11 protein-coding genes and 1 pseudogene are annotated in these 14,846 nt (G+C 74.4%); 7 read left to right on the top strand and 5 right to left on the bottom strand.

What is annotated here, in order from left to right; genetic code table 11:
- Positions 1 to 53: 53 nt before the first annotated feature.
- The gene (locus O145_RS07665; RefSeq protein WP_052374821.1) at positions 54 to 1,544 is read left to right on the top strand and encodes a chloride channel protein; all 1,491 of its coding nucleotides are present in this window, start codon (positions 54 to 56) and stop codon (positions 1,542 to 1,544) included.
- A gap of 32 nt (positions 1,545 to 1,576) precedes the next feature.
- Here the strand turns inward: O145_RS07665 and O145_RS07670 are convergent, their stop codons facing one another.
- Positions 1,577 to 2,116 carry a hypothetical protein gene (locus O145_RS07670; protein WP_043561976.1) on the bottom strand — a complete coding sequence of 180 codons (540 nt, stop codon included), beginning with the start codon at positions 2,114 to 2,116 and terminating at the stop codon, positions 1,577 to 1,579.
- Positions 2,117 to 2,203: 87 nt separating this feature from the next.
- On the opposite strand from O145_RS07670, the gene O145_RS07675 reads away from it, so the two are divergent.
- From O145_RS07675 to sucB, 3 genes are all read left to right on the top strand, one after another.
- A complete protein-coding gene (locus tag O145_RS07675) occupies positions 2,204 to 3,721 on the top strand; it encodes a leucyl aminopeptidase (RefSeq protein WP_043561978.1) in 1,518 nt (505 codons plus the stop codon).
- Between the two features lie 267 nt (positions 3,722 to 3,988).
- On the top strand, positions 3,989 to 5,362 hold the full coding sequence (gene lpdA / locus O145_RS07680; RefSeq protein WP_043561981.1) for a dihydrolipoyl dehydrogenase: 1,374 nt from the start codon (positions 3,989 to 3,991) through the stop codon (positions 5,360 to 5,362).
- 27 nt (positions 5,363 to 5,389) lie between these two features.
- Positions 5,390 to 6,883: a 2-oxoglutarate dehydrogenase, E2 component, dihydrolipoamide succinyltransferase gene (gene sucB / locus O145_RS07685; protein ID WP_043561984.1), complete on the top strand. Its 1,494-nt coding sequence runs from the start codon at positions 5,390 to 5,392 to the stop codon at positions 6,881 to 6,883.
- Between the two features lie 102 nt (positions 6,884 to 6,985).
- Here sucB and O145_RS07690 read toward each other — a convergent pair whose 3' ends face one another.
- Genes O145_RS07690 through O145_RS07700 form a run of 3 tightly spaced genes read right to left on the bottom strand, consistent with a single transcriptional unit; the run spans position 6,986 to position 8,879 of the window.
- A complete protein-coding gene (locus O145_RS07690) occupies positions 6,986 to 7,957 on the bottom strand; it encodes a Clp protease N-terminal domain-containing protein (protein ID WP_043561987.1) in 972 nt (323 codons plus the stop codon).
- A 2-nt stretch (positions 7,958 to 7,959) separates the two neighbouring features.
- Positions 7,960 to 8,202 carry a hypothetical protein gene (locus tag O145_RS07695; protein WP_043561990.1) on the bottom strand — a complete coding sequence of 81 codons (243 nt, stop codon included), beginning with the start codon at positions 8,200 to 8,202 and terminating at the stop codon, positions 7,960 to 7,962.
- Between the two features lie 32 nt (positions 8,203 to 8,234).
- Positions 8,235 to 8,879, bottom strand: coding sequence for a TetR/AcrR family transcriptional regulator (locus O145_RS07700; protein ID WP_052374823.1), 645 nt, complete (start codon positions 8,877 to 8,879; stop codon positions 8,235 to 8,237).
- Between the two features lie 94 nt (positions 8,880 to 8,973).
- Between O145_RS07700 and O145_RS07705 the strand changes: the two are divergent.
- Positions 8,974 to 11,252, top strand: a pseudogene (locus tag O145_RS07705) (FAD-dependent oxidoreductase).
- 31 nt (positions 11,253 to 11,283) lie between these two features.
- Here O145_RS07705 and O145_RS07710 read toward each other — a convergent pair.
- A complete protein-coding gene (locus tag O145_RS07710) occupies positions 11,284 to 12,858 on the bottom strand; it encodes a protein kinase domain-containing protein (protein WP_084682454.1) in 1,575 nt (524 codons plus the stop codon).
- Positions 12,859 to 12,989: 131 nt separating this feature from the next.
- On the opposite strand from O145_RS07710, the gene lipB reads away from it, so the two are divergent.
- The gene (lipB, locus tag O145_RS07715; protein ID WP_043561992.1) at positions 12,990 to 13,715 is read left to right on the top strand and encodes a lipoyl(octanoyl) transferase LipB; all 726 of its coding nucleotides are present in this window, start codon (positions 12,990 to 12,992) and stop codon (positions 13,713 to 13,715) included.
- A 78-nt stretch (positions 13,716 to 13,793) separates the two neighbouring features.
- Positions 13,794 to 14,819: a lipoyl synthase gene (gene lipA / locus O145_RS07720; protein WP_043561994.1), complete on the top strand. Its 1,026-nt coding sequence runs from the start codon at positions 13,794 to 13,796 to the stop codon at positions 14,817 to 14,819.
- The last annotated feature ends 27 nt before the right edge of the window (positions 14,820 to 14,846 follow it).

Genomic DNA, 14,846 nt, shown 5'->3' on the forward strand with positions numbered 1-14,846 from the left:
ATGGCAGGCGCTCTCGCCGCAGACCCCATAGACCCGCACCCAGACCCGCACCCATGACCGCACGACCCGTCCACGCGCACTGCCGCGACGTCCTCCTGGGACTGCTGCGCTACCACCGCAGCGGCCTGTTCATGCTGGCGATCGGAGTCGGCCTGGTCTCGGGAGCGGGCGCCGTCCTGTTCCGCGTGGGAATCGACGCCTGGACCAGGCTCCTGACCGGTGCGCAGGACTACACCGCCTCCCTGGGGCCCAGCGTCGGCGCCCTGGCGGGGCTGGGCAGGTGGTTCCTCGTGGTCGCGCCGGTCATCTCGGGGCTCATGATCGGGCCGATCATGTCCTGGCTGGGCAGCACCCCGACGGGCCACGGGGTGGCGGGCGTCCTGTGGTCCTCCCGGCGCTCCGACGGCGCCATGGCCCCGGTCCCCGCCGCGGCGACGGTGGTCTCGGCGGCGCTGGCCATTGGCGGCGGGGGCTCGGTGGGGCCTGAGGGACCCATCGCCGAGCTCGGCGCAAGCACCGCGAGCCTGTTCGGACGGCGCCTGGGCCTCCCCCGACGAGCGATGCGGCTGCTGGCGGCGGCCGGGACGGCCGCCGGCATCGCCGCGGCCTTCAACGCCCCGCTCGCGGGCGCCTTCTTCGCGATGGAGGTGGTGCTGGTCGACTTCACCGTCGACGCCTTCACCTTCGTCGTGCTCGCCTGCGTGTCCTCCACGGTGCTCTCCCACCACCTGCTGGGCACCTCGCTGTCGCTGTCCCTGCCGACCCTGAACCTCACCGGCGACGCCCAGCTCGGGTGGGTCGCCGTGCTCGGCGTCCTGGGGGGCCTGATCGGTGTGGGCTTCTCGCGCGCCCGGTACCTGAGCGCCGACGCCGCCGCAGCCGGGGCCGACCGGCTCCGGCTCCCCCGCTGGGCGCGGCCGGCGGTCGGGGGCCTGCTGGTCGGAGGCATCCTGCTGACGGCGCCCGAGATGTACGGCGAGTCCTCGGCGGTGCTCGGCCGCGCCCTGGACGGGCGCTACACGGCGCTGGCGCTAAGCGCCCTGGTCCTGGCCAAGATCGTGGCGACCTCGGTGACCCTGGCGTCGGGAATGCCCGGGGGCGTCTTCGCCCCGTCGCTGTTCATCGGCGGCGTGCTCGGGGCGTGCTTCGGCACGCTCGTGGCGCCCGACCGCCCGCAGGCCGCCGCCGTCTTCGGGGTGCTGGGCATGGGCGCCGTGTTCTCGGGAGCGGCCCGGGCGCCGATCACCAGCGTCGTCCTCATTATCGAGATGACGGGGCAGTACAACCTGCTGACCCCTCTCATGCTCGCGGTCGCGCTGTCCACCGTGACGGGGCGGTTCCTGACCCGCTCGACCATCTACACCGAGGAGCTGCGCCGCCGCGGCATGATCATCAAGGACCCCCAGGCGCCCACCTCCGTCGGCGCCCGCTTCCAGGAGCGCTGGAGGCATACCCGCCGCCCCGCGAGTCACAGGGACCGGAGCGCCGCGGCGGAGCCCGGGGAACCGCGGCCCGGGGAGGACGACGACTCGGCCGGCCGGTGAGCGGTCGTCCCACGGCATCGTCTCAGCAGCTCTCAGCGGCCGTCGGGACGCTGGTCCCGCCCCGACTGCGCCGTCCTGGCCCGCTCCACGAGAGTCGCCCCCAGCTCGTCCATCCGCTCGGCGTTGACCACGATGCGACGCGGGTTGCTCAGCCACATCCAGCCCGCGGCCACGAGCGGCAGCACGAGCGGCAGATAGCCGAGACGGCGGCCGCCGTCGGCCCACACGCTGGCCTCCAGGCCCTCGACCGCGTCGGTCCATGTCAGCACGCCGATGATCACCGCGCCGGTCAGCAGCGCGCTCAGGCTCATCCACCCGATGATCCGCATGCGGCGCCCGTTGTGCGCCACGCACACGGCCAGCAGGACGAACAGGACTCCGACGGCGACGTTGATCGATCCGAGGGCCGGGGCGGCGGCCGGCTCGCGCACCAGCGAGACCGCGGCGGGGGCCAGGACCGCCAGCCCGAAGACGGCGAAGACGACGACGAGAAGGCGCCCCCACCCGTGGGCGGGACGACGCCGGTCCTCAACGCCGCGGACCGGAGGGCGGTCGTCCGCTGGTGCAGGCATCGCAGAATCTCCTCAGAGCATCATGTCTCCACGGGCCGACCGGGGCAACGGCACCGAGCAGCCCTGGGCACACTACCATCGGAGGCTGTGACCACTCTTGAGATGATTCCCTCCAGCCCTGCCCGCAACGAGGTCGAGGCGCTCGTCCTGGCGGCCGCGGACACCGACAAGACGCCCGCCCTCGTGACCGACGGCGCCTCGACCGAGGGCCTCGACCTCCAGGCCCTCGCCGCGGCGCTGCCCGCCGTCGGCTTCACCGGGGCGCTCGACGCGGTCGTGCGCCTGCCCGCCGACGTCCTGGGCCCCGATGCGGCCGCCGACTGCGTGCTGGTCGTCGGCACCGGCCCCGGCCTGGACGCCGGACCGGGCGACGCCGCCGCGCTCGGGGCCGCCCGGCCCGGGGTGCTCAGGCGGGCCGCCGGATGCGCCGCGCGCGAGCTGGCCGGCGTGGGCTCGGCCGCCTTCCTCCTTCCGGCCGACAGCCCCGACGACCTCCGTGCGGTGGCCGAGGGCGCGCTCGTCGGCGCCTACGCCTGGTCGGGGCGCGTACCCGCGCCGACGGCGCCGCTGGAGCGCGTCGTCGTCGCCACCCCCCTGGCGGGCTCCGAGGAGGCCGGCACCGCCCGGGCGCGCGCCACCGCCCTGGCCGAGTCGACGGCGCTCGTGCGCGACCTGGTCAACGAGCCGCCGAACCGGCTGACCCCCAAGGTCCTCGCCGAGCGGGCCCGCGCGCTCGCCGACGACGCGGGCCTGGATGTCGAGGTCCTCGACGAGACGCTCCTGCGCCGACGGGGCTTCGGCGGCATCGTCGGCGTCGGCCAGGGCTCGGCGCACCCGCCCTTCCTCGTGCGCGTCTCCTGGGTGCCGGAGCGGCCTGCTCAGCGCGTTGCGCTGATCGGCAAGGGCATCACTTTCGACTCCGGCGGCCTGTCGCTCAAGCCGGCGGCCTCCATGCCGGAGATGAAGTCGGACATGGCCGGTGCGGCCACCGCGCTCGGCGCCGTGGCCGCGGCGGCGCGCCTGAGGCTGGGGGTGCGGGTGGACGCGTGGCTGGCGCTGGCCGAGAACATGCCCGCCGCGGACGCCCAGCGCCCCAGCGACATTGTCACGATGTACAACGGCACCACCGTGGAGGTCACCAACACCGACGCCGAGGGGCGCCTGGTCATGGCCGACGCCCTGGCGCGCGCCGTCGAGGACAGGCCCGACTGCGTGCTCGACGTCGCCACCCTCACCGGGGCCCAGATCATCGCGCTGGGCGACCGGGTGTCGGGCGTCATGGGCACGCCCTCGGTGCGGGACGAGGTCGCCGCCTGCGCCGCGGGTGCCGGCGAGGCGTTCTGGCCCATGCCGCTGCCCGAGCACCTGCGCGCCGCCCTGGAGTCCCCGTTTGCGGCGCTGCGCAACACCGACATGAGCAGCCGCGCCGGGGGCATGCTCGTGGCGGGCCTCTTCCTGCGCGAGTTCGTGGGGGACGTGCCGTGGGCCCATCTCGACATCGCCGGGCCGGCCTACAACGAGAAGTCCGCGTGGGGCGCCACGCCCGTCGGCGGCACGGGCGCCGGCCTGGCCACGCTCGTGGCGCTTCTCAGCGGCCGCGCCTGAGCCGGGGCCCTGCCCGCTCCCTGGTCCCCTCGGGTCCCCTCGGCCGCAGGCGGGCCCGCGCATGCGCTCAGCGCGGACACGCGCCCGAGGCGCACGCACGGGCAGCGCCCCGATCATCTCCCCGGCAGGTGACAGGTCTCACTGCCCCGGCAGGACTCAGGTCCCCGGAGCAAGCGATTTCAGAGCCTGCGAGCAGCAGCCAGATGCAACAATGGCCAGCGTGCCGAGCCGCTCCCGAGGGGCGGGTGACATCAACGAGGAGTTTTCGTGACAGACACCGTGTACGACATGGTCATCCTGGGCGCCGGCTCGGGCGGCTACGCCGCCGCGCTGCGCGGCACCCAGCTGGGCCTGAGAGTCGCGCTCATCGAGGCGGACAAGATCGGCGGCACCTGCCTCCACCGCGGCTGCGTTCCGACCAAGGCCATCCTGCACTCGGCCGAGACCGCCGAGGCCGTGCGCGAGGCGGCCGCCGTCGGCGTCAGAGCGGTGTACCAGGGCCTCGACATGCCCGCGGTCCAGAAGTACAAGAACGGCGTGATCTCCCGGATGTACAAGGGCCTGCAGGGCCTTGTCTCCTCCAGGGGCATCGAGGTCGTGAGCGGCTGGGGCCGCCTGGTCGCCAGGGACACCGTCGAGGTGGGCGGCAGGCGGTACCGGGGGCGGAACGTCGTGCTGGCCTCGGGCTCGCTGTCCAAGACCATGGGCCAGGAGATCTCCGGGCCGGTCATGACCAGCGACCAGGCGCTCGAGCTCGATCGAGTGCCCGCCTCGGCCGTCGTCCTGGGCGGCGGGGTCATCGGTGTCGAGCTCGCCTCCGCCTGGGCCTCCATGGGCTCGCGGGTGACGATTATCGAGGCGCTGCCCCACCTGGTGCCGAACGAGGACGAGGCCATCTCCAAGCAGCTCGAGCGGGCCTTCCGCAAGCGCAGGATCGCCTTCAGGACCGGCACCATGTTCGACTCCGTCGAACGCACCGCCGCGGGCGTGAGGGTCCGCACAGCCGACGGCAGGACCTACGACGCCGAGGTCCTCCTGATTGCCGTCGGCCGCGGCCCGGCCACGGCGAACCTCGGCTACGAGGAGGCGGGCGTCGCCATGGACCGCGGCTTCGTCCTGACCGACGGCTACGGTCGCACGAACGTGGAGGGCGTGTGGGCCGTGGGGGACATCGTCCCCGGCGTCCAGCTCGCCCACCGCGGCTTCGCCCAGGGCATCGCGGTGGCCGAGAAGATCGCCGGGCTGGATCCCCGGCCTGTCGACGACATCCTGGTCCCCAAGGTGACCTTCTGCGAGCCCGAGATCGCCTCCGTGGGCCTGAGCGAGGCCAGGGCCGCCGAGGTCCACGGCGCCGAGAACGTCACGACGGCGGAGTTCAACGTGGCCGGCAACGCCAGGAGCCAGATCCTGGGCACCCAGGGCTTCGTCAAGCTGGTCTCGCTCAAGGACGGGCCCATTGTCGGCTTCCACGCCATCGGCGCCCGCATGGGCGAGCAGGTAGGCGAGGGGCAGCTGATCGTCTCGTGGGAGGCCGACGCCCACGACGTCGCCTCGCTCGTGCACGCGCACCCCACGCAGAACGAGACCATCGGTGAGGCCGCCATGGTTCTCGCCGGCAAGCCACTGCACAACCACGGCTGATCTCGAAGAGATAGAGAGTTTTCCATCATGTCCGAGTCCGTAAAGATGCCCGCTCTGGGCGAGTCCGTCACCGAGGGCACCGTCTCGTCGTGGCTCAAGGCCGTCGGCGACACCGTTGAGGTGGATGAGCCGCTCCTCGAGGTCGCCACCGACAAGGTCGACACCGAGGTCCCCTCCCCCGTCGCCGGCACGATCCTGGAGATCCGCGTGCCCGAGGACGAGACCGTCGAGGTCGGCACCGTCCTGGCGGTGATCGGGGACCCGTCCGAGGCGGCCGCCCCCGCCCCGTCGGCGCCCGCACCGGCGGCCGCTCCCGCGCCCGCGGCCCCGACAGCCCCGGCTCGAGTCGCCTCGACGCCCGCAGCGCCGTCGGCGCCCACACCCGCGACGGTCTCCGCTCCGGCGGCCCCGTCGCCCGCTCGCGTCGCCCCGACGCCCGGCGCGCCGTCGGCGCCCTCATACGGGCCGAGACACGCGGCGCCGGCTCCGACCGAGCCGCGGACCGAGCCGTCCGCGGGCCCAGCGCCGTCCGCCGCGGCCGTCGCCTCCGCCGCCTACGTCACCCCGATCGTGCGCAGGCTCGCCCGGGACAAGGGAATCGACCTGACCACCGTCACCGGCACCGGTGTGGGCGGGCGCATCCGCAAGCAGGACGTCGAGGAGGCCGCCAGGGCCGCCGAGGCTGCTGCGGCCGCAGAGGCGGCCAGGGCCGCTGCGGCGCCTGCGCCCGCCGCCGCTCCGGCCCAGCCCGCCCGGACCGCCCAGCCCGTCCGGCCGGCCCCCGGGTCCGCCGTCGACACCGACCTGCGCGGCACCACGCAGAAGATGAGCCGCCTGCGCCAGGTCATCGCCGAGCGCATGATGGGCTCGCTGCAGACCTCCGCCCAGCTGACCACCGTCGTCGAGGTCGACGTCACCCGCGTGGCCTCCCTGCGCGCCCGGGCCAAGGACGACTTCCTGGCCAGGAACGGCACGAAGCTGACCTTCCTGCCCTTCTTCGTGGCGGCCGCGACCGAGGCCCTCAAGGCCCACCCGAAGCTCAACGCCACGATCGACGGCAGGCAGGTGACCTACCACGACGTCGAGCACATCGGCGTCGCGGTCGACACCCCGCGCGGCCTGCTCGTGCCGGTGGTCAAGAACGCCGGCGACCTCAGCATCCCGGGCCTGGCCAAGCACATCAACGACCTGGCGGCCCGCACCCGGGAGAACCGGGTCAACCCCGACGAGCTGAGCGGCTCGACCTTCACCATCACGAACACCGGAAGCGGCGGCGCCCTGTTCGACACCCCGATCATCAACCAGCCCGAGGTCGCGATCCTCGGCCTGGGCGCGATCGTCAAGCGGCCCCGCGTGACCACCGACTCCGACGGGGGCGAGGCGATCGCCGTCCGCTCGGTGTGCCACCTGGCGCTGTCCTACGACCACCGGCTGGTCGATGGCGCGGACGCCGCCCGCTACCTCATGACCGTCAAGAGGCGCCTGGAGGACGGCGACTTCGCCGGCGAGCTGGGGCTGTGAGCCCCGTCCCGCGGCCCCTGTGACCCTTCCTCTGCGCGCGAGGCCCCGCGCCCTCGGGTGCGGGGCCTCGCGCGCTCCTGGCGGCGGGTGCTGCCCGCGCCCTCACGGCAGCTCGGCCCCCGCTCGGGCGATGCCGGTGAGCGTCTGTCCCGCACCCAGGCGGATCCACCGCCAGGACGCCCAGTAGACGACGGGGCCGAACCGTCCCCAGGTCCGGTGCGCCAGGGTCAGGCGGACCCGGGTGCCTCCGGGCGCCCGGGTCAGCGCCAGGTCTCGTACAAGGCAGACCTCGCCGTCGCGGGGTCCCGAGGCGGCCGTGCACGACCACACGATCCTCCCCGGGGCGGCCTCCTCCAGCCGCCAGCGCATACGGCCCGTCCGGCAGCGCCCGGCGGCCTGCTGCACGGCGCCGTCCGCGCGCAGCTCGACGAGCTCCTCACGCGGCACGGCCCACCGGGTCAGCCCGGCGGGGTCCGACAGCAGTGCGGCCAGGTCCGCCGCCGGCACCGAGACGAAGCGCTCCTGGCTCAGCTCGCGATCCAGGCCGTATGACGCGTACTCGTCGGTCAGCCGGTAGCGACCGGGAGCAGGCTCGGGCCGTGCGCGAGCCTCCTCCGCCTGCGTGCGCACAGCGGTGACGTCAACATCGCAGTGGGTCAGGAGCCTGGCGGCCGGCGACTGCGTGCGGGCGGTGAGGGCCAGCAGCACCCGGATGCCCGGATCACCGGCCGGCCCCCTGCCGGCGGTGTCAAGAGCCTCCGTGGCGGCCCGCGACACGGGGATCTCCCCCGCGCCAGGTCCCGCGATGAGGTCGCCCGCGACCAGGGGCTCGGGGCGCAGGCCCTCGGGCAGGCGGATGCCGACGCGTGCGAGGTCGGCGTCGGCGAGCTCATCGACGGCGGCCCGCGCTCGGGCCAGGGTCACGCCGTGCGCCCCGAGGATGGCGGCGGCCCGGCCGCCCTGGGCGATCAGGCCCAGCAGCAGGTGCTCGGGCTCGATCTGCCGGTGGCGCAGCCTGACGGCCTCCGACGACGTGGCGTTGACCCAGGTCAGGTAGTGGTTGATGTGCGGCATGCTCATCTCCTTCGCGCGGGGGCCAGGCCCGGGGGCACGCGCTTGGCGTACTTCTTGTGGACGGCCTGGCGGGAGACGCCGAGATGATCGGCGATCTGCGTCCATCCCATGCCTGAGCGCAAGGCGGCTTCGACCTGCGCCAGCTCGAGGGTGTCGGTGAGGCGTCTCAGGGCCGCGACGGCCCGCAGCCCCGCCTCCGGACAAGTGGTGTCGGCGGCCCCGGCGGCCGCGGTCAGAGCATCCATGTAAGCAACTTAGGTTGACAACCTTCCATATGTCAACTTTGGTTGCTCACCTCGCCGTCCGCAAGCACGAGGAGCGGCCCGAGGCTCGCACGAGTCACCCTGCGGGCGAAGTCGAGGCGCTCCTGAAGAGAGCCGAGCTCCGCCCCCAGCGACCCGTCGAGGAGCAACGACGCGAGTCCGTGGACTCCGGCCCAGATCAGCGCCTCGACCTCGGGCGGCGCCTGCTGCCCCGCCACCATGCGCGCCAGGCGCGCGAGCTCACAGCGCGCGCGCTCGCCGGCGCGCCCCGCCTCGGGGAAGCGCTCCGGATCGCACACGTCGGGGCGGAACATGACGCGGAAGGCCCCGGGGTTGCACAGCGCGAACTCGACATAGGCGTTCGCCGAGGCCTTCAGCGTCGCAGGCAGCCCCCGCGCCTCGAGCCCGTCGTGCACCTCGTGCAGCCGCTGCGCGAGCTCCTCGAAGCCCTCGCGCACCAGCGCGGCGAGGATCGCCTCCCGGTTGGCGAAGTAGTGGTAGGGGGCCTGGTGGGTGCAGCCGGAGCGGCGGGCGACCTCGCGCATGCTCAGCGCGCCCGGGCCGCCCTCGTCGAGGAGCTCGCGGCTGGTCCGCAGGAGCCGGGCACGCAGGTCGCGGCCGCCGCTCCCGGCCGGCCGATCTACTGCTTCAGTCGCCACGGGAGCAGTCTAGGTCCGGATCCCGCACGCCGCTAGACAGTGTCAAGTTTCCTGCTACGCTACCACTTGACACTGTCTAGCAGCAAGGTGCGACATGACATACGACGCCATCGTCATCGGCTCCGGCATCGGGGGACTGACCACCGCGGGACTGCTCGCCCGCGTGGCGGGCAAGCGGGTCCTCGTCCTGGAGCAGCACACGGAGCCCGGCGGCCTGACTCACGCCTTCCGGCGCGACGGCGCCTCCTGGGACGTGGGCGTGCACTACATCGGGCAGCTCGACCCCGGCTCGCAGATCCGCACCTACTTCGACTACCTCTCCGGCGGCGAGCTGGAGTGGAACCGCATGCCCGAGGACTACGACCGCTTCGTCTACCCGGGCCTCGACCTGCGGGCCAGCTCCGACCCCGAGCACTACGAGCGCAGCCTCATCGAGGCCTTCCCCCGCCGAGGCGCGGGCGATCCGGCGCTACTTCAAGGACGTCCGCCGCACCGCGGCCTGGACGACGCTCGGCTTCGCCCAGCAGATGGTGCCCCGGCCCGCGGCCCCGCTCCTCGGACTTCTTCAGCGCCTGACCGGGCGCACCGCCACCGGCACGACGAAGGCCTACCTGGACGCCCGTGTTCGCTCCCCCGCCCTCAGGGCCGTCCTGGCCAGCCAGTGGGGCGACTACGGCCTGCCGCCCTCGCGCTCGGCCTTCGCCGCGCACGCGATGATCGTCTCCCACTACCTCGGCGGCGGCTGGTTCCCCGAGGGCGGCAGCGCCCGCATCGCGCGCACCTTCGAGAAGGGGATCGAGCAGGCGGGAGGGGCCGTCCGCGTCGCCCAGGAGGTCACGCAGATCCTCATCGAGGACGGCGCCGCCGCCGGAGTGCGGGTGCTGGACCGCCGGGGCCCGGATGCGCGCGAGCGGACCTACCGCGCCCCCGTCGTCGTCTCCGCCGCGGGCGCGGCCGCCACGCTGTCCCGCCTGCTGCCCGTCGACGGCGCCATCGGACGCGCCACGGCCCCGGCGCGGCGAGCCATTGCGCGCCTGGGCACCGGGATGTCGGCCGTGACCGTGTTCCTGCGCCTGCGCGAGGACCCGCGCAGTATCGGCGTGGACGGCGGCAACGTCTGGGTCAGCCGGGACCTCGACCACGAGGCCGGCGGCGACGGCCAGCCCGATCCGGATGCGCGCGCGGCCGCCCTGCTGGCCGGACGGCCGGACAGCGTCTTCGTCTCCTTCCCCTCCATCAAGTCCGGGCGGGGGCCGCACACGGCCGAGATCATCGCCTTCAGCGGCGCCGGGGCCTTCCGCCCGTGGGCGGACCGCCCGCAGGGGGGCCGCGGCGCCGAGTACTCCGCGCTCAAGGAGCGCATCGCCTCCGGCATGCTGGCGCTCGCGGAGACCGCCGTGCCCGGCCTGAGCGAGCTGGTGGAGTACACGGAGGTCTCCACGCCCCTGACCTTCGAGCACTACACGGCGCACCCGGCCGGAGCATTCTACGGGATGCCCGCCACGCCGCAGCGCTACAAATCCCGGCCGCTGGGCCCGCGCACGGCGGTGCCCGGCCTGCTCCTGTCCGGTCAGGACGCCGGGAGCCTGGGCATTGCCGGCGCCATGATGGGCGGGGTGGCTGCCGCCTGCCAGGCGCTCGGCCCCCGGGGCTTGCCCATGATCGCCTCCGCCGTGCGCACCGGGCCCTCCGCCCGGCCCGCCGCCCGGCCCCGCGTGCTGCCCGAGGGCAAGCACCGCGCCGCCGTCGTCTCCAAGCGGCGCCTGACGCCCAGCGTCTGGGAGGTGACGCTGGAGCTGGAGGGGCCGGTCGGCACGTGGGCGCCCGGCCAGTTCGCCCGCCTTCACGTGGGCGACGACGCCTGGCGCGACTACTCCATCGCCGGGCTCGAGAACGGGGCGCTCCGGCTGCTGGTCTCGACGCGCACGGGCGGGGCGGGGTCGCGCTTCATCGAGCGGGCCGAGACGGGCGCGCGCACCGTCGTCGAGCTGCCCCTGGGACGCTACCGGCTCAAGGAGACCGGGCGACGCCACGTGTTCGTCGCCACCGGTACCGGGCTCGCCCCCCTTCCTGGCCATGTTCCGCCACGCCGGGGGGCTGGAGGACGACACGCTCCTGTTCGGCTGCCGCAGCCGCGAGGAGGACCTCACCTCCCTGGTCGAGGCGGCCCTGCCCGGTCGCGTGGTGCGCTGCGCGAGCCGCGAGACGGCGCCCGGCCTCTTCCACGGGAGGGTGACGGACGCGCTGAGGGAAGCCGACGTCGAGCTGTCGGGCGCGGACGTCTACCTGTGCGGCTCGGCCGCCATGGTGGCGGGCTGCCGGGAGGTCCTCGACCACGCGGGCGTCGCGGAGGTGCTCACCGAGCCCTACTGAGCGGCGCCGGCGGAGCGCCGGAGCAGTACGCTCAGCCCGTCTGGAGGACCTCGGCCACCCTCCACGGGTCGGGGACCAGCACGAGCACGACCTCCCGCCTCGCCTGGGCGGGTACATCCCTTCTCGTCCCGTCGGCCCCGATGCGCACCGAGGGCTCCTGCGACTGCGACACGCGCACGGCGGTGGCGCCCGTCCAGCTCTCGGCGGTCTCCTGGCTGACCGGCACGCCGGTCGCGGAGTGCACCGTGGTGCTCAGCCCCTCGATCTGCTCGCCCGAGTCGATGATCGCCGCCATCAGCGCCTCGTCGGCCAGGGCGGCGGGTGAGCCCGGGACGGTCGTGGACGCCAGGGCGGCGGCGTCGCCCTCGTTGAGGGCGGAGTCCCGGGCCAGTGAGAGCTCGACGACGACCGGCAGCATGTCGTCGGCCGCCTCCGCGTCCGCAGCCTCCCCGGTCGGCGTCGCCTCGGTCTGGGGCCCTGTCGTCCCGCCGGGGGACTCGCCCGCCCCCGTCAGGGTCGGGGCCTCCGAGGACGGCGGGGCCGCCGTGGCCGGCACGGCGGCCCCGCCGTGCCTCCAGCCCGGCAGCCTCCCCCGGACCAGTGCGCTGACGCCCACCGCGAGGACGATCACCAGCAGCACCAGACCCAGGCGCCTGGCGCGCCGTCGACGGCCGGCCGGGTGGCCTCCCGGGCCCCAGGGCCGGACCGGGCGCCGGGCCCCACGGCCGCGGCCCCGCCGCGAGGAGACGTCTCTCGTGGGCTGCGCGGTGGCGGCCCGCAGGGCCCCTGCGGCCAGCCTGGCCCCGTCGGGCAGCTCGATGGTCCCCGGCCGGCCGATCTCGGGGGCCCGGGCCGCCAGGTCGCGCGCACTGGGCCTGCCCTCCGGGTCGGGATCCAGGGCGTCGGGAAGCACCCGGTCCAGCCGCTCGGCCAGGGCCGGCGATCCCGCTGCGCACTGGCGCAGGAGGGCGGCCAGGGAGTAGACGTCCGCCGCGGCGCTCGCCGGCGCCCCGGCCCCGCGCTCGGGGGCCGCGCTCGCCCCGGTGCCGGCCTCCAGGGCGCCTCCCAGCAGGTCGATGAGGACCGGCCGCCCGTCGGTGCTCACAATGACGTTGGCGGCCGCCACGTCGCCGTGGGCCATGCCCCGCTCGTGCAGGTGCGCCAGCGCGCCCCCGAGGTCGTCGAGCAGACGCGCGGCCTCGTCGCGGGTCAGGCCGCCGCGGGCGCCCAGCACCACGGCCAGGTCGGCGCCCACTATGAGCTCGCTGACCACCGCCACTCGCCCCTCCGGCAGCGAGACGACCTGCTGCACCGGAGCGATCGATCCGTTGCGCACCAGCCGCAGGTCGGCCAGGCGGCGCAGGGCGCGTGCGCCGCCGGCGCCCTCGGGCACGTCGACGACCTGCACCACGACGTCGTTGCCGGCAAAGTCCAGGGCCCGCCGCGGGGCGAGACGGCCCGGGCGGTCGCGCCCCATCGGCTCGCCGACGGCCAGGCCCGCGGCCACGAGCTCGTCGCGGATGTTCTCGGGGAGATCGGTGTCCCGGGCGGGCGAGAGGCCGTCGTCATGCGGCGGCTCCGGGCGGCGCTGCTTCGGAGTTCTCATAGCAGTCATGGTCCCCGTCCGCCCGGCCGCACCGCCAGGTCTGGGGCACCCTGTGGATAACTTTCGGCCGTCCGGCGCGCAGCGTGCCGTCCCATGGCGGCCATCGACCCTACGGCGGCTATGGTGGTGGCGTGCACCGTGTGGACCTCGATCTCGGCTCCCGCCTGGTCCCCTTCGACGAGGGCTGGGAGCTCCAGCGGCGGATCCACCGGGAGGTCGCCGACGGCCGCCGCGCCTCGACGCTCCTCATGGTGGAGCACGAGGCCGTCTACACGGTGGGCCGCAGGGCGCACTCCTGGGAGCGGCCCGACGGCGACTTCGTCGAGCCGGGCCATGTGCCGGTCGTCCGTGTGGACCGGGGCGGGAAGACCACCTGGCACGGCCCCGGCCAGCTCACGGTCTACCCGATCGTGCGCCTGGCCTCCCCCATCGACGTGATCCGGTACGTGCGCGCCCTGGAACAGGCCGCTATCGAGGTGTGCGCCGGGCACGGCCTGGCCACCATCCGGGTCGAGGGGCGCTCCGGCGTGTGGGTGGCGGCCGAGCCTGGGTCGCCCCGGCCGGCCCGCCGCCTGGAGCGCAAGGTGTGCGCCCTGGGGGTGCGGGTGGCCCGCGGCGCGACGATGCACGGCATCGGCCTGAACGTGGATCCGGATCTGGCCGCCTTCGACCTGGGGCGGATCGTGCCGTGCGGCATTGACGACGCCGGCGTGACCTCGCTGGCGGCGGAGACCGGGGAGCGCCTGCGCGCGGCCGACCTGGCCGACGCCGTCGCCGCGGCTCTCGCCGAGCACCTGGCACCGCTGGTGGCGCATGACACGCCGACTCGCAGCGCCCGAGTGGGCCCTCAGTCCTAGATCGAGGGCCCGCTGGCATACACTGAGGGCGCAGCCGCCGTGTGAAGCCACCGTGAAGCCACCGTGTGAGGAGGGTTCGTGACCACTACCGTCGCCCCCGAGGGTCGTCGGCTCCTGCGCGTCGAGGCGCGCAACGCCGAGACGCCGATCGAGCGCAAGCCCGAGTGGCTCAAGACCCGCGCCGTGGTGTCGCAGACCTACCAGGAGGTCCGCGGCCTGGTGCGTCAGCGCAAGCTGCACACCGTGTGCGCGGAGGCCAACTGCCCCAACATCTACGAGTGCTGGAACGAGCGCGAGGCCTCCTTCCTCATCGGCGGCGAGCTGTGCACGCGCCGCTGCGACTTCTGCGACATCGCCACCGGCCGTCCCACCGAGTACGACGAGGACGAGCCCGCCCGGGTGGCCGCCTCGGTGGCGCAGATGGAGCTGCGCTACGCCACGGTCACCGGTGTCTCGCGCGACGACCTTCCCGACGGCGGCGCCTGGCTGTACGCCGAGACGGCCCGGCAGATCCACGCGATGCTGCCCGGCTGCGGCGTCGAGCTCCTGGTCCCCGACTTCAAGGGCCGGGCCGAGCCCCTGGAGGAGGTCTTCTCCGCCGTCCCGGAGGTGTTCGCCCACAACCTGGAGACCGTGCCGCGGATCTTCCGCCGCATCCGCCCCGCCTTCTCCTACGAGGGCAGCCTGGCGGTGCTGCGGCAGGCCTCCGAGGCAGGGATGCTGACCAAGTCGAACCTCATCCTGGGCATGGGAGAGACCCGCGCCGAGATCGAGGACGCCATTGGCGACCTTGTCGAGGCCAAGGTGGATATCCTCACCATCACCCAGTACATGCGCCCCTCCAAGCTGCACCACCCCATCGACCGGTGGGTCAAGCCCCAGGAGTTCGTGGCCCTGGCGAAGCTCGCCGAGCAGATGGGCATCGCCGCCGTCATGAGTGGCCCGATGGTGCGCTCGTCCTACCGCTCGGGCACGCTGTGGGGCAGGGCCATGCGCGCCAAGGGCCGTCCCATACCGGAGAACATGGTCGAGCTGGCCGCGCCGGTCACCGCCCGGCAGGAGGCGAGCGCCCTGGTCGCACGGATGGGCGACGCCGCCTCCTGACCCGCCTCTGGCTCACCAGGGCCCCGG

It is taken from the genome of Actinomyces israelii DSM 43320, assembly GCF_000711965.1.
Taxonomy (GTDB): Bacteria; Actinomycetota; Actinomycetes; order Actinomycetales; family Actinomycetaceae; genus Actinomyces; species Actinomyces israelii.

Bases quoted from the DNA above. Each gene is read 5' to 3' on its own strand.
- O145_RS07670 (WP_043561976.1), bottom strand. From the start codon at position 2,116: ATGCCTGCACCAGCGGACGACCGCCCTCCGGTCCGCGGCGTTGAGGAC.
- O145_RS07710 (WP_084682454.1), bottom strand. From the start codon at position 12,858: ATGAGAACTCCGAAGCAGCGCCGCCCGGAGCCGCCGCATGACGACGGC.
- O145_RS07695 (WP_043561990.1), bottom strand. From the start codon at position 8,202: ATGGATGCTCTGACCGCGGCCGCCGGGGCCGCCGACACCACTTGTCCG.
- O145_RS07665 (WP_052374821.1), top strand. From the start codon at position 54: ATGACCGCACGACCCGTCCACGCGCACTGCCGCGACGTCCTCCTGGGA.
- sucB (WP_043561984.1), top strand. From the start codon at position 5,390: ATGTCCGAGTCCGTAAAGATGCCCGCTCTGGGCGAGTCCGTCACCGAG.
- O145_RS07690 (WP_043561987.1), bottom strand. From the start codon at position 7,957: ATGCCGCACATCAACCACTACCTGACCTGGGTCAACGCCACGTCGTCG.